Source organism: Lacticaseibacillus baoqingensis (assembly GCF_003946165.1).
GTDB classification, from domain to species: domain Bacteria; phylum Bacillota; class Bacilli; order Lactobacillales; family Lactobacillaceae; genus Lacticaseibacillus; species Lacticaseibacillus baoqingensis.
In genome coordinates this window covers 1-14,571 of the sequence record NZ_RHOI01000047.1, presented here as the reverse complement: position 1 = coordinate 14,571, position 14,571 = coordinate 1, and the positions used below count along the sequence as shown (strand labels likewise).

The 14,571-nt window shown below is 48.5% G+C and carries 13 protein-coding genes; 1 reads left to right on the top strand and 12 read right to left on the bottom strand.

Annotated features, from left to right (window positions below):
- Positions 1–236: 236 nt before the first annotated feature.
- From EKM91_RS13040 to EKM91_RS13025, 4 genes are all read right to left on the bottom strand, one after another.
- Positions 237–1,010 carry an IclR family transcriptional regulator gene (locus EKM91_RS13040; protein WP_164508601.1) on the bottom strand — a complete coding sequence of 258 codons (774 nt, stop codon included), beginning with the start codon at positions 1,008–1,010 and terminating at the stop codon, positions 237–239.
- Between the two features lie 119 nt (positions 1,011–1,129).
- The gene (locus tag EKM91_RS13035) at positions 1,130–2,626 is read right to left on the bottom strand and encodes a UxaA family hydrolase (protein ID WP_225419534.1); all 1,497 of its coding nucleotides are present in this window, start codon (positions 2,624–2,626) and stop codon (positions 1,130–1,132) included.
- Positions 2,627–2,674: 48 nt separating this feature from the next.
- Positions 2,675–3,715, bottom strand: coding sequence for a 2-keto-3-deoxygluconate permease (locus tag EKM91_RS13030; RefSeq protein WP_125754337.1), 1,041 nt, complete (start codon positions 3,713–3,715; stop codon positions 2,675–2,677).
- Positions 3,716–3,769: 54 nt separating this feature from the next.
- Positions 3,770–4,696 carry a dihydrodipicolinate synthase family protein gene (locus tag EKM91_RS13025; RefSeq protein WP_125754336.1) on the bottom strand — a complete coding sequence of 309 codons (927 nt, stop codon included), beginning with the start codon at positions 4,694–4,696 and terminating at the stop codon, positions 3,770–3,772.
- Between the two features lie 516 nt (positions 4,697–5,212).
- Between EKM91_RS13025 and EKM91_RS13020 the strand changes: the two genes are divergently transcribed.
- A complete protein-coding gene (locus EKM91_RS13020) occupies positions 5,213–6,022 on the top strand; it encodes a Cof-type HAD-IIB family hydrolase (protein WP_125754335.1) in 810 nt (269 codons plus the stop codon).
- Between the two features lie 54 nt (positions 6,023–6,076).
- Here EKM91_RS13020 and EKM91_RS13015 read toward each other — a convergent pair whose 3' ends face one another.
- The 8 genes from EKM91_RS13015 to EKM91_RS13990 form a co-directional block, all read right to left on the bottom strand.
- Positions 6,077–7,798 (bottom strand): hypothetical protein, encoded by a 1,722-nt coding sequence (locus EKM91_RS13015; RefSeq protein ID WP_125754334.1) that lies wholly within the window; start codon positions 7,796–7,798, stop codon positions 6,077–6,079.
- A gap of 143 nt (positions 7,799–7,941) precedes the next feature.
- Entirely contained in the window at positions 7,942–8,982 is a 1,041-nt protein-coding gene (locus EKM91_RS13010) for an LCP family glycopolymer transferase (protein ID WP_125754333.1), read from the bottom strand.
- Positions 8,983–9,077: 95 nt separating this feature from the next.
- Positions 9,078–9,812, bottom strand: coding sequence for a hypothetical protein (locus tag EKM91_RS13005; protein ID WP_125754332.1), 735 nt, complete (start codon positions 9,810–9,812; stop codon positions 9,078–9,080).
- Positions 9,813–10,014: 202 nt separating this feature from the next.
- Positions 10,015–11,046: a hypothetical protein gene (locus EKM91_RS13000; RefSeq protein ID WP_125754331.1), complete on the bottom strand. Its 1,032-nt coding sequence runs from the start codon at positions 11,044–11,046 to the stop codon at positions 10,015–10,017.
- A complete protein-coding gene (locus EKM91_RS12995; RefSeq protein WP_164508600.1) occupies positions 11,025–11,555 on the bottom strand; it encodes a Panacea domain-containing protein in 531 nt (176 codons plus the stop codon). The genes EKM91_RS13000 and EKM91_RS12995 overlap by 22 nt, the downstream gene beginning before the upstream one ends.
- 132 nt (positions 11,556–11,687) lie before the next feature.
- Positions 11,688–12,776 (bottom strand): LCP family glycopolymer transferase, encoded by a 1,089-nt coding sequence (locus EKM91_RS12990; RefSeq protein WP_125754329.1) that lies wholly within the window; start codon positions 12,774–12,776, stop codon positions 11,688–11,690.
- Positions 12,777–12,877: 101 nt separating this feature from the next.
- Positions 12,878–13,546: a sugar transferase gene (locus tag EKM91_RS12985; RefSeq protein WP_125754328.1), complete on the bottom strand. Its 669-nt coding sequence runs from the start codon at positions 13,544–13,546 to the stop codon at positions 12,878–12,880.
- Positions 13,547–14,102: 556 nt separating this feature from the next.
- Positions 14,103–14,489 (bottom strand): hypothetical protein, encoded by a 387-nt coding sequence (locus EKM91_RS13990; protein ID WP_164508599.1) that lies wholly within the window; start codon positions 14,487–14,489, stop codon positions 14,103–14,105.
- Positions 14,490–14,571 lie beyond the last annotated feature (82 nt).

The window sequence follows — 14,571 nt, the reverse complement described above, 5'->3', positions numbered from 1 at the left end:
AACTCAACTCATCAAAGATAACAGTTCATCTCACGGTGTCGTGCCATGGGGTGGCTAACTTGTTCTTGCAATTTGCGATTTGGCGATGAAGAATTAAATCGCAACAAAAAAAGCTAGCGCCTACTTATCAGCAGCTACTAGCACATTGATATACCAATATATTTAAGTTGTATTAGGTACTTACTTTGTCGGACAAATTATTCACTGTCAATACCAACAACTTGGTGCTTCACCCATCAATAATCAAAATGATACCCTTGCACCTTGCAGACATCTTCAATGATCTGCTTTTGCCGTTGTAATTCCGATGTGATCAATTCCCGCTTTTCAGCAGTATAGCGGAACTTAGGCACTGTGACACTGATTGCCGCTTTGATTTGGTCATCAACGACCAAGGGAACTGCTTGGCAGCATATTTCGTCCTTTGATTCTTCCTCTTCGTGTGCCATTCCTGACTCTCGCACCTGAGCGACTTGTTTGATCAACGCGTCAACATTGGTGATCGTGTTGGCCGTATATGGCTTAAATGGATAGCCTTTGTAAAGACTGCGGATCTCATCATTGGTTTTGCCTGCCAACAAAGCCTTCCCTAACCCAGTGGCATAAGCGGGAATGCGCGCACCCACACTGCTGCGGATCGAGATCGCATTATCCGGATTTTCCTTTAAGAGGTAAAAAACATCCAGCCCAGAAAGAATCCCCAGCTGGCAGATCTCACCCACGGTGTTGACCAGTTCCATCATGCGCTGCTGAACCATAGCCAATAGATCCGTATTGCTCCCATATTCTAAGCCCAACTCGAAGGATTTGAAGCCGATCGTGTACCGACCATTATCGTTGTTAAAATGAAGGTATCGCAACTCTGCCAGCGTGCGTAAGATCGGCGACAAAGTTCCCTTTGGCACCGCAATCGCGCTGGAGATGTCAGTTAGCGTTAACCCAGACTTCGCGCCTGCATCCACCAATGCTAATATTCTCAAGACCCGTAATGTCGGTTTATGTAATTCCATCATCATCCCTCCAACCCATAACGTATATCCGAACGCAATTCGATTATAGCATAATATGACTTGACTGTATCTAAAAAGCCACCGAATCAGCCGATCCGGTGGCTTTTGCAAGTGTCAAATTAAACCGTGACACCGGTCTTAAACATCGTGAACCCGTGAATGTTGTACTTTTCATTGTTCGTCTTAGTCCCACTAGCTACATCTAAGACTTTATCAATGAACTGTTCAGACAACTCGGCCATTGGCTTTTGCAGCAACTGTCCCGCATCAAAATCGATCCACCGCGGCTTCTTTTCAGCTAACGGCGTGTTCGAAGATACTTTGATGGTCGGCACAAACGAAGAGAATGGGTTCCCGCGGCCGGTGGTGAATAAGATCATCTGGCAGCCGGCAGCCGCTTCAGCAGAGACGCACACAGGGTCGTTACCTGGCGCTTCCAGCAAGGATAAGCCTGGCGACTTGATACGTTCAGCGTAACGCAGCACATCGGTCACTTGAGAACGACCGGCCTTTTGCGTGCAACCTAAAGACTTATCTTCAAGGGTGGTGATCCCGCCTTGATAGTTGCCTGGTGCCGGGTTTTCGTAAACCGGCTGCTTATTTTCGATAAAGTAGTCTTTGAAATCATTGATCAAGGAAACAATTTCATTGAATGTCGCCTTGTCTTTTGCCCGCGACATCAAGATCGTTTCAGCACCAAACATTTCTGGTACTTCAGTCAGTACAGCAGAACCGCCTTGCGCGGTAACAAAATCTGTGACGTGCCCAAGCAATGGGTTCGCAGTGATCCCAGACAAGCCATCAGAGCCGCCGCATTTCAAACCGATGCGCAATTCACTCAATGGTTGCGGTGTCCGCACGTCATTAGCTGCGGCATCATTGAGCTCTTCCAACATGTTCAACGCAGTGTCATATTCATCATCAACTTTTTGCGAGACTAAGTGCTTGATCCGAGTATTATCGATCGGCCCGCCATTAGCCTTCTCCAAGGCTTCAAGGTATTCATCCATTTGATTGGTTTCACAGCCCAAGCCGAATAACAAAACCCCGCCAGCATTTGGATGCAAGGTCGCGTCGATCAACATATTACGGGTATTTTCAAAATCCCCGCCTAATTGGTTACAGCCATATGGATGCTTCAACGTCATAATATTATCAAACGAGCCATTATCTGGATGCAAGGCTTTGAATTGTTGCACCACGATATCCAACAGCGCATTCACACAACCAACCATGGGGATCAAATACAGATCATTGCGGATCCCCACTTTACCATTGGCACGCTTATAGCCCATGAATGTCCGCGAATCCTTAGGGGCATCATTTTCATCAGGCACTGGGTCGTAAGTATAGTCCAAAGTCCCTGAAAGATTGGTCTTCGTGTTGTGGGTATGCACCCATTCGCCTTTGGCAATATCTTTGACAGCATGGCCGATCTTGAACCCATACTTAATCACATCTGTGCCTTCAGGAATATCCTGCAAGGCAAATTTGTGGCCGCGTTGAATATCATCTTTTAAGACGACTTTGCCTTTCGGAGTATCAAACTGATCGCCTTTATGAAGGTCACGCAATGCAACTGCAACAGAATCCTTTGGGTTTAAAATATGATACATATTCATACTCATAATCAATTTCCTCACATTCTATAGAATCAAGCAGGACTAATTATTGACGTGTGTTAAGGTTGGCTGTGCTGTCTCCTTTTTGACCAAGGAAGGCTTGCTTTTACCGTTTATCTGCTTATCGCTCGTTTTAGGCTTATCCTTTTCACTACCAAACTTCTTGGCAATGAAGGCGGTGACAAATGGTACCAAGATCGCGGTAACCACCACCGCTGCCGCAACTTGCGCCGTCGCTGCGGCGACATATGGGTGCCATGCTTTATCGATCAGTGCAACCGCAGCAGGCGTGGCCACAGAGTTACCAGAAGCCGCAGAAGTCGCTGCGCCGGCATAACCAGGACGCCGGTTGATGAAGCGATCGAAGAGGATGCAGACAAAACCACTGATCAAGACACATAAGAAGCCAAGGAAAATACCGCTCAACCCTGCAGAAAGGATATTCTTGAAGTTGATCCCGGCGCCTAATGCAAAGGCGAAGCACGGAATAATGATCGCGATCCCAGGCTGCAAGAATTCTTTGATGTCTTTATCGATGTTCCCCATGATGATCCCAACGATCAGTGGACCAACCGCGGCGACCAAAGACATAAACGGAATATGCGCCAAGCCCGTCGCCCCTAATGCTAACATTGTTAGGAAAGGACCATCTTTAATATTTAAGATACTTAACGCAGCCACATCGGTGGCATCGCCATAGTCGGTAACCAGCGCAGTATACAAACCACCATTACCACTGGCGATACAACTCGTTACGGCTAAAACGGAAAGCCCCATGAACCCGGCTGGGCCAAAAATCTTGGAAACCAAGAACCCAAAACCACCGCCAGCAATAAACTTAGCTAACAGTAATACGGAGCCCCGCTTTAAGGCTTCTGGTGCTTCTCTGATTCTTAACTGACTGCCAATGAACACCAACGAGATCCCGACTAAGGTATTGGCCCCTGCACTAGAGAAAACTGCAGTGGTAAACCCGCCAAGCTTCAAAATACTCGGGAAAAACGTGTTCATAAATGCCCCTAACAGCAAGGGAACAACCATTGTCCCACCAGGTATTTTTTTCACAGTAGCTAATATTTTCATTTTTCCACCCTCAAATGAATTCACATCATTGCATCAGCTAATCATTGATTCAATTCATCCTATTTTGCGTTTTGAGACCACGACACTGGGTTTCAAAAACTCATCGACAACTTCATCTAATAACTTCTCAGCCTGTAAATATTGGCCTTCATCAACAGCGGTAAATGGGAAAAGCCCTTGAGCAGAAATGGCAACGCCACGATGTTTCATCAAGCGTTTTAAAATCACCGCTGGATTGGTGCAAACATCATAGATCGGCATCAACCGCTCGATCAGCCCAAACAATTGCATGGTTCTTTGATAATTGCCTTGATTATTCGCAACGACTAACGCGTGCCAAATATCTGGCACGACATTGGCTAAGGCACCAATGCATCCTTGACCGCCGCTGGCAATGTTGGCCAGGAATTGATCATCAAACCCAGAATAGATTTTCTGCTGAACCGGGGCGATCGCCTGTAAGATCATATTGGTATGCCCTGGTGTGGTCACAGAATCTTTCAGCCCAGTAATATTTGCATGCTTTTTCATCAGGGTATTGACAGTCGCTGGATCGATCGAGACACCGCTTCTTGCCGGGAAGTTATAAATATAGATATTGCCATTGATCTCATCCGCCAAGCGATCATAAAATTTTTCGACTTCAACTTGAGAAATCGCGAAATAATAAGGTTCAATGACGACCGCAGCTTCATAACCCATGTCCAATGCCGCTTGGGTCAACTGCTTGGTTTCGGCATAACTGACACAACCAGTTCCGGCCAGGAGTTTCACTCTCCCGTCGACATATTCAGAATAAAAATCAAAGAATTCAATTTTTTCCTTCAAGGTCAAATTTGAAAACTCACCGGCAGAGCCCAATACCAAGATCCCATCCACGCCATTGCGAATTAGATAATCAATGACGTGTTGGTTTCCTTCATAATCAGGCTTTTCATCTTTATCAAACACGGTGACCACAGGCACAATGATTTCTGCCATAAACTCTCCTCCCAACAGGGTCCTCGCAATCATTCATTGCGCGAAACATAATTATTGCTCATTTATTTACAGCATGGATTTTATGATATTTCCGCAATGGTCCGCTATTCCCGGGATAGGCAGGCCTTTATTACGTATATACGAATCTTGTTCGTGAACCATGCTACAAGTAGAAAGTATCACCTGTGAGATCACGTGTCAACGCTTTCAAGACATTTTGTTCGCTAATTCATTGATGTTATGTATATCCGAACAAAAATGAGTCGCCAACTGATTCTGTCCATCGCCATCATCCTTATTCAACGGATTGGTATACCTATAGACAAAGGTCATTATAAGCCGATATCATCCCTATTGGCAGAAATCAAACTTAAATGACTCCGTATTGGCATATTTCATGTGATTTGAAATCAGCGCCGCCAAATTATCCCGCCAAGAAGTTTCCTCCCTGCCTTGCCCTCACCCCTGAAACCGCTTAAACTAACCTATATACCCCAACAAAGGAGCTCCCCCAACATGCCCACATACGCGATCTTCCTAGACATCGACGGCACTTTGGTCAACCACACCCAACAACCCACCCCTGCAACTTTGGCGGCGATCGCCAAGTATCGCCAAGCGGGGCACCACTTCTTCATTGCCACTGGGCGGGCGCTGTTTTCTGCGCGGCGGATGGCGGCGAGGATCGGGCCAGGGGTGGATGTGATCGGGTCTAATGGATCAGTGACCATGATCGCCGGCCAAGTGGCGCATGTCAGCTTGTCGGCTGCAGCCTTGCGCGGCATATATGCCGTTAGTCAGCGCTTGCCGGTGCGCACGCACTTGTTTACGACCGATCGGGTGGTGTATCTTGGGCCGCCTGATGACCAGGTGGGGTTAGACACCATGAATCGCATCGCCAGTCGAGAAGGCGCAGAAACGGTCGTGATCACGCAAGAAGCACAGTTATTGCGCTACGCCGGGGCGATCACCAATGGCTTGACCGTCAGCGACGAGCCGACGGTGTTAGCGGCTGCTCAAGCACAGCTGCAAGCCATCCCCGACTTAGATCTTTCCAGTTCCGGCGCGCACAACATCGAGCTCACCAAGCACGGCATCAACAAAGCCGCGGCCATCAAGCAAGTGTGTGCCCAACTTGAGATCCCGCTGGCACACACGCTGGCTTTTGGCGATAGCGATAATGATTTGGAGATGCTTACCACCGTGCATTATGGGGTCGCCATGGGCAATGCCAACGCCCATGTGCGCGCCGCGACCGCATATGCGACGCGTGATGTTCAACATGATGGCGTCGCGTATTACTTGCAGCAATTCTTCGCTGACTAAGCGATCAAACCACACAAAAGGCGGGTGCTGAAGCATCCGCCTTTTGTGGTCTGATCAATCCACGATCAGTTCAAGTTTCAGTTGTAGATCATTGCTGCCTCCCATTAACTGCATGTAATCTGCCGTCAGGACCTCGCCGAGGTGGAACTCGACTGGTGCGTTCGCAAATTGCTCGAAGTTAAAGGCTTGGCCTAGCATTTGCTGGGCGCGCGGATTGACCGCATTAATGGCAGCTGCAGACGGCATTCTCAGCGCTTGGGCATAGCTGGTGGCGTCATCATAGACGCTGATCGCCCAATCACCTTGACCATCCCCGTTGAGGTGATAACGGCCAGGAGGAAAATCGCGGCCGACGATATAGTTGCCGCGGCCGATCAACATGCCGCTTGGCTGCAGCGGCTCTAAGTGCAGCTGCGCGATATCCACCCCTTGCACTTGATCTCCTGGCATCAACAACAAACGCAACGGCGCCGCCTGTGGCTGCATGCGCCATTCATGGATATTGTCACCCACCGCCCGCCGCACATTCAACAAGCCTGGCGCCCCCGTGTTCCCCATCGTCACCGCATAAAAACCCGGTTTTAGCGCTGCGGCTTCGGCCACCGGCAGCCATTCATTAGGCAAGTCGATCGTCTCCGCCACGCTTTGTTCAGCCAGATCATTGATTCTCGCGATCAACACATGCGGATCCGGGTGGAAGAGATTGATATGCCGCAAGAGTTTTTGATGCAACACGCGCTGATAAGTGAGCGCTGTGATCGGCTGGGCGTGAGTGGTCAATTCAGCGACATCCACATCGATCCATTCCGTGATCCGATCCCACTTTGCTTTGGTCACCGCATAATCTGTTTGGCCTGGGGACAGCTGCAAAGCCAAAATGGCGCTGATCGGCAGCACATTATCCGTAGGCGCCTGCAAATGAGGTTTCGCCCATTGATATGGCCGCACAATTTGCCAATATTGCGGGATCGCGTCTGGCAGCGCACGGTATTGTTTGGCTGAAAGCGGCTTGGCATGCATCACCAACGCTGCTTCCGGCACGAATAACGCCGTCTGCCACATCGCCGCAAACACCCAATATCCGCGCACCGGATAGGCGTCACGCGGCGGCTGCGACGTCAGCAGGGTCACCTTCGTATGCGCGGACACCGTCAACACCTGCTTGGGATGCGACAATGTCATCATCGGTTGATCTGCGGTCAGTTCATAATACCTTGGCGTGTCCAAATAAACCGCCGGCTGCTGGATCCCTAAGTCAAGGTGTTCCGGATCGTCGTCTACTTGTTCTGGCAGCGCCAGGCGCTTAGGCAGCGGCCGCGGCGAGATCGGGTGGGCTTGTTCGATCAACATCGCTACTTCAACGTTCACCGGCGTCCCCGCTTGATCAAACACCATTGGGACCCAAATACTCAACTCAGTAAGGTTCAGTTGCGGAAAATCACTGACCTGCCCCACCGCCTTGGCAGGCAGCTCAAGCGGCTCTTTATTTTCCCCGACGGCATCCATTGTGTCTTTAAGCTCCCAAGTCTGCGCCATCAATTCTGGCGCCAAAGCTTCTTTGGCCACGCGCTGACAATACTGCGTCATATCAGCGACTTGGACAACGACCCAATCGTATCCTGGCAATAACCACGCAAAAACCGTATCGGCTGAAAAATTCAAGTGCGGCTCTGGGATCAGCACCATCCCCGGCGTCAGGATCAATGCTTCTTGAACCTCCCCCGTGCCGGTGAATTCATGTTCGACTTGCATATAGATCGTCTGCTTTTCTAACATTTTCTCCTCCTCCTACGCCCACGCCTCCCCTACATTGTCAGTGTACACTGCCAGTGCCCCATCACCTAAAAAGATGCTCAGCGCACGCAAAAAAGGCGCCGCCACGCCTTTTACAGGGGTGGTGGCGCCAGAAGTATGTACGTTTATTGCACCATGTACTGGCCGCTGCCTAACTCCCAGTCGAAACTGGGATTCAGGGCGTTTTGTTGCGTTTCGAAGTTATCCAATGCCGCATGCGGCAAGTCGAGGCTGGCGCGCATTTCATCTGACGCGCGCTGTAATTCCTTAGTCGAAACAACTTGGAAGGAAGCTTCGTTGATGATGGCTTCGACGCCTTGGATGTGGTCTTGCTTGACGGTACCGATCGCCCCGCGGTAATTGGAGAACAGCGACACCATTTCATTGAAACTCAAGTTGGTGCGCAAGTTGCTTTCCACTGACTTCAACAGCGCCTTGAAGTGCGTCAGCGAATTCAAGCTGGTCGCCGACTTCAACACCGACATGATGATCTGCCGCTGGCGGGCTTGGCGGCCATAGTCGCCTTGCGGATCGTCATAGCGCATCCGGCTATAAGCCAAGGCAGTGGCGCCGGACATGTGCACTTTTTTGCCTTTGGTGAAGGTATAGCCTGAATAAGAAAAACTCAGCGTCGGCGTCACATCCACGCCGCCCAGGTCATCAACGACTTTAGTCAAGCCGCCCATGTTGACCACCGCATAATAATTGATCGGCACGTTGACCAAGCGCGCCACCGTGTTGACACACATATCCGCGCCGCCGATGGCATAAGCGGTATTGAGCTTCTCCACATCCAGCTGCGACTGGCCGATCATTTGCGTCATCGTGTCGCGCGGGATCGAGGTCATGCGCGTGGTTTTAGTCTTTGGGTTGATCGTTAATAAAATGATCGTATCGGTGCGCCCGCGCGCTTCTGTACGGCCGAGGTCGCCGGTATCCGTCCCCAACAGCAACAAGCTCAAAGGCTTGGTCGCCTTGAGTTTGGCACTGGTTGCCGCGGATTTTTTCTTCAGCGGCGTGTAAGTCTTTTGCACTGAGTTGTGAACGCTGGCATACAGATAATACCCATACCCGCCGATGCCGAGTAACAATACGACGATGATGCCCACGACCCACCGCCACCAATGCCGTGGCGGGCGTTGCTTAGAATGCGCTTCTTCTGGCATAATACTTCCCCCAAAATGATATCACTACGATTGTATCAAAATCTCACGGGGAAAATGAAATTACGCTAAGTTGGCATCAAAATGACACGAACTTGTTACAGAAGCAAACCCGCCGCGACCTGCAGTTTCTCGGCAAACTCCTGATCATTCAAGAGCCCTTGATCATGCAAGGCATGCAAATGCGCTACCAGCTTAGGATCAAGCTCAGCTGTAGCGGCTGGTGCTTCTGGCCGCCACAGATAATCCTTATACAAGGTCTGGTAGATCGCTTGATCCATCAACACGCTAATGGCGATCGGCGCCCCGCCTGCCACCGGCGTCAAGTCTAACAAGCCATAGCTGGCGATCTCGGTATCCGTGGTCGTCGATTCAAACTCCCGCGCCTGCGCACTGCCAATCGTCGCGCCGACATTGCCTGCAATCGCCGCCCCCACCATTGCACTGCCAGTACGGCCATTGATCTTCCCGGCAGTGGTATGCTCATAGCGGCCTTGATATTGGATCACCATCAGCTGATACTGCGGCTGCGGGGTCTCAGACTCGACGTAAAAATGGACTGTCCCATCACTGCTGCGCACCAGCAACAACTTGGCATCTTCCTCTCTGCTGGTCAAACCCAGCTTTTCAAGATCATCAGCGGCGACTTGCACCACCTGCCAGATGAATTCGGCCGGATAGCCCCAGCGCGCTTCGTTCTCTTGCATCGTCTGCCAAAACGCCTCGCGCCGCTTCTTCACCGCTAAGCGCTCGGCTTGATTGTCGGCACTGATCTGCTGGATGATCAACCACGCGATCACGCCGACAGTACTCATTGCAACTATAATTCCCATCATTTCCCCCAAAGAAAGTTATTCCATGCCAGCATTAATATAAATAACATCATGATTATATTTTGTCCATTAGATATGCAGCATGTATCTATATATAATAACAGCCGTTGTCGAATCTGCCCACAGTTTAGCGCAGATTCTCATGAAATCTTGAGGGAGTTTTCACCGGGGAGCAAAAAAGCGCTGCCGGCGGGCAACGCTTTTACTTTGATTGATTTTGATGGTGAAATGTCAAATGTTCGAACTTATTGCGCAAGGACTTCCAGTGACCCGTCAGCACGCTTGCAATAACGACAATAATCACTAACGCGACGAGGACTAAGATAGCCGGCACAATCACCGAATGTCTTTGCAACAAATACAGCAGTTGCCCAGATGCAGTAGGATGACCATATAACACCCCAACGATGGCTATCAACAGAAGTGTTAAGAAGACAACTGCGGTCACCTTACCACTAACCTCATACGGGGTTTCCGTTAACTTCCCGATACCACTCAATAAGGCAATCAGTAATAAATACACCAGAGTCGTTGCCACTGCCGCAAGAAAAATCGCATTGCCAATATCTTCTGCCGCCAGATCATTACCCCTTCCAAGCAAACCAGAAATGACCTGAACACCGCCAAATAACGCGAAAACGATTGACGTGAATATCCCCAACACGGTCGTAAACTCAATCGAAATCCTCTTCGTGCGTCGAGTCAAAGCCGCGACTTCTTTTCTCTGAGCTTCGACCTCTGCCTTCTGAACTTCTACTTCATTCTTCTGCGCATCGATCTCCGTTTTCTGGGCCTTTACTTCTTCTTTCTGAGCTTCAATATCCTCACTCAGTTGTTTTGTGTCACGACGAGCCTGATCAAGGACACGGGCAAATTCGCGTTTCTGAGTAAATGCCAGCACCGTGTGGTTGGAGATCTTATTCAAATAATGAGTGAAGCGTGATTTAGTAGTCTCGTCAATCGGCTCACCATTCTTTGTAGAGGACTGACCGATTTGATCGATATTATTATTTACACGTGCAGCATCGTACTTAATATCACTTTGGAAAATAATGGCAGTCATCACATCATAGGGAATCTCATTAGTTGAAATATCCTGATCCAGCTGGAACGCGCGAATAAACAAGTTGATATCTTTCTTCGTCAAGGTCGTCTCTAAAAACTTAGGATAAATCTCCGACACCAATTGCTCCACCACTGACAATGGTTGTTTTAAATATCGAGGTTCAGCCACGATTTTAACCCTTCCTGCTTAAGAAATTGATAGATCTCGTTGTTTTGATATTTGATGTGCAAATGCCCCGATTTGATTTCATTTTCAGCTTCTTTCCAAGCAGGCTCATCATGGGTCTTTTGAACGAGATCAAAAGGCTTCTGCTGGTAGTGATCAAAGATCGCTTCACTGACCTTCCTAATCCGTTTTAAAGTATCTGAATCAGTGATCTTATCTTGGTAGTAATGACCAGAATCAAGTTTAGCCTCAGACGTCAAAAAATCATCGATTGTTTCGGGTTCAGGTGCTGGAATCGCTTGACTGCCATATTTACGATAAGTCTGATACACCTCAGGATCGACCGGTCCATAGCTCCACTTCTCGAAATTATCGGCGATCAAAGCCTCTTCCCCGTTAGTCGCGATCATCTTATCGGCATTCAAATAATATAAAGTCTTTTGCAATAACAAGTTTTGGATATGTTTGTCTTGAGTGGCCAGATATTCAATCACTGCATTTGCAACTGTCATGCCAGATAACATCTGCCATTCCTCCTCCTCACGGAACTCCGTAACAAAACTATAACAGACCGCACGTTCGCTTCCAAGAAAGACTTAAATCTAAAATTAAAAAAGCGCTGCCCGCAAGCAGCGCTTCTCACCTTATTGATTCTGATGCACGACATACCCGCTGCCATTCGTCCCGCTCCAGCTGAAGTTGGGATTCAAGGCGTTTTGGCGGGTCTCTTCGTTGTGGACGGTCGCCTTTGGTAAGCCAAGGTTGCTGCGGATCTCATCGGAGACGCGCTGCAGCTCCTTGGTCGACACGACTTGATACGACGCGTTCAAGATATTGGCGCCGACGCCTTGCATATGATCTTGCTTGACGTTTTTAGCGGCGCCGCGATAATTGGAGAACATGCTGGTCATATCATCGAAGGTCAGGTTGGTGCGCAAGTTGCCTTCGACTGAACTCAACAGCGTCTTGAAGTTCGCCAACGACTGAAACGACGGCGCGGCCTTCAAGATCGACATAATGATCTGCTGCTGGCGCTGCTGGCGGCCATAGTCGTTGTTCGGATCTTCGTAACGCATCCGGCTATAAGCCAAGGCTTGCTTGCCATTCATGTGGATCGCTTTGCCCTTAGTGAAAGTATAGCCGCTATTGGTAAAACTCAGCGTCGGCGTGACATCCACCCCACCGACGGCATCGACGATCTTCGTCAAGCCGCCCATGTTGACGACGGCATAGTAGTTGATCGGTACATTCAACAAGCTGGTCACTGAATCGACTGTCATCTCAGCGCCACCCAGATTATAAGCGGCGTTGATCTTTTGGATCTCGGTGTTACCCGCCCCGATCATTTGCGCCATGGTGTCGCGTGGGATCGAGGTCATGGTGGTTTTTTTCATCTGCGGGTTCAGCGTGATCACAATCATGGTATCGGTGCGCCCACGTGCTTCAGTCCGCCCTAAGTCGCCGGTATCCGTCCCTAACAGCAACAGCGAGACTGGCTTCTTGTACTTCAGATCAGAAGTCGAGGTCTTGCCTTTCTTCAACGGAATATACGTCTTATTCGCCGTGTGCTGGACACTGGCGTAGAGGTAATAGCCATAGCCGCCGATCGCCACCAGTAATAACACCACGATGCCGACCACCCAACGGAAAATGGGATGGCGCTTGCGGCGGGGATGGTGATGATGGTGGTGATGATGATGTATCGGTGGTTGCGGTTGCTTTTGATCTGGCATGAATTAACTCCCTCGTAAAATTGCAAAAGCGGCGACCGACTTGCGTGGGCCGTCGCTAATATGTTCAGCAAGCTGCTGGCTGTTTTGCCATTCAGCTAAGTTTAGTACGCACCATTAGGTTTCACAACGATCACAAAGGTCTTCAAGATGATCTTCAGATCTTCTTTGATACAAGCATGATTGATGTACTCGATATCCAAGCGCACCATTTCATCAAACCCAACATCGCTGCGCCCAGAGACTTGCCATAACCCAGTCGCTCCTGGGGTGACAGAAAGCCGTTGCTTGTCGTAATCCGTATAATCGGCAACTTCGCGCGGCAATGGCGGACGCGGCCCAACCAAGGTCATGTCACCGATCAGCACGTTAAATAATTGCGGCAATTCATCAATACTATACTTGCGAATAAACCGACCGATCCGCGTGATCCGCGGATCATCCTTGATCTTGAACATCGCGCCAGTCACGTCGTTAGACGCCACCAGCTGATCGACCATCTTATCGGCATCAGCCACCATCGAACGGAATTTCCACATGCGAAAAGGCTGACCATCAGCGCCAATTCGGTCTTGTGAATAAAAAACTGGGCCTTTGTGATCGTCTAATTTGATGATGACACTAATAATCAAAAACGGAATTGCAAGCAACACTAAGCCAGTCAAACTGGCGACAATATCAAATGTGCGCTTCACGAACAGGTAAGTGCGGGACCGTAACTCCGGCTGCGCAATCACCTGCTCATGGCGCGAGGCAAAACTAGTAGTTTCCATTAACAATTGTTCCCCCGAACGTTGTGTAATGTACACGGAATGTTTAGATAAGTTTAGTATATTTTTAAAGATTTTTCAACGAATATTCCACAGTTTTCTGATATTTTCATTTGCCATTACGCAACGAGTCCATAACCTGTTGGCCAGAATAGAGTATAATCCAACCACGATAACTGAACGATTCATACAGAATAATAGATCGATTAACAACAATCCGACGTTCAAATATTTCCCGCTAATTAAGCTAATCAATCCCAGCTAATTCAGATCTTTGAAAAATATTAAGAATTACACCTAGAACATCATCAATTTACTCTTAGAATTAATTGCGTGTTTCACCCGCATCTTGTACAAATCTATATCTTGCAGAGAATTGCAAAACTAGCGCTCAAAAGCAGAGCCTACAATGTCTTTCCTATTCCCAATTTTGCAGGTTTTGAGGCGTACGAAAAAATATGCTCAACAATGTTGTACCGCTGTACCCTTCTCGCAATATTACAAGATGTTGAAGCGTGCTAATCCCGATGTAAGTCTAATCCTGCTAACCGAAACTATTTTATTTTGCACCATCGTCATATCGTACAGCTTTGGCAATCTTTAGAAACATAGTGCAGATCGCATCTATCCTAGAATCCACCCCTGAGAGCTTAAACAGCCAAATACGTAGCAAATCTAAACCACAGAACAATAAGAATAATGCTACTGTCGAACCAAGAATTACTGATATTAGTACGATTACGGATTCATTGGCAAGCGGAGAAAATAAATTTGGCAAAACGTATGTATAAAATAAAGAACTATCAATGATGTACACACCCAGAGTGGCTGGAGAAATAACACGCAGCACCTTCTGAACAATAGGTTTGTTAACCTTTATTCTAATCAGCGAAAGAAAAACGAGAATCGATTGTGAAAAAACAATAGGAGAATTGTAAGAAATCATTATATCCCGCGTTTTACAATCAAGTTAGCCACTATCATTAGCACTCAGACAAAATAAAAAACACCAAGTCGATACGACCTGT

Bases quoted from the DNA above. Each gene is read 5' to 3' on its own strand.
- EKM91_RS13035 (WP_225419534.1), bottom strand. From the start codon at position 2,626: ATGTATCATATTTTAAACCCAAAGGATTCTGTTGCAGTTGCATTGCGT.
- EKM91_RS12990 (WP_125754329.1), bottom strand. From the start codon at position 12,776: ATGCCAGATCAAAAGCAACCGCAACCACCGATACATCATCATCACCAC.
- EKM91_RS13020 (WP_125754335.1), top strand. From the start codon at position 5,213: ATGCCCACATACGCGATCTTCCTAGACATCGACGGCACTTTGGTCAAC.
- EKM91_RS13025 (WP_125754336.1), bottom strand. From the start codon at position 4,696: ATGGCAGAAATCATTGTGCCTGTGGTCACCGTGTTTGATAAAGATGAA.
- EKM91_RS13015 (WP_125754334.1), bottom strand. From the start codon at position 7,798: ATGTTAGAAAAGCAGACGATCTATATGCAAGTCGAACATGAATTCACC.
- EKM91_RS12995 (WP_164508600.1), bottom strand. From the start codon at position 11,555: ATGACAGTTGCAAATGCAGTGATTGAATATCTGGCCACTCAAGACAAA.
- EKM91_RS13010 (WP_125754333.1), bottom strand. From the start codon at position 8,982: ATGCCAGAAGAAGCGCATTCTAAGCAACGCCCGCCACGGCATTGGTGG.
- EKM91_RS12985 (WP_125754328.1), bottom strand. From the start codon at position 13,546: ATGGAAACTACTAGTTTTGCCTCGCGCCATGAGCAGGTGATTGCGCAG.
- EKM91_RS13030 (WP_125754337.1), bottom strand. From the start codon at position 3,715: ATGAAAATATTAGCTACTGTGAAAAAAATACCTGGTGGGACAATGGTT.
- EKM91_RS13005 (WP_125754332.1), bottom strand. From the start codon at position 9,812: ATGGGAATTATAGTTGCAATGAGTACTGTCGGCGTGATCGCGTGGTTG.
- EKM91_RS13990 (WP_164508599.1), bottom strand. From the start codon at position 14,489: ATGATTTCTTACAATTCTCCTATTGTTTTTTCACAATCGATTCTCGTT.
- EKM91_RS13040 (WP_164508601.1), bottom strand. From the start codon at position 1,010: ATGGAATTACATAAACCGACATTACGGGTCTTGAGAATATTAGCATTG.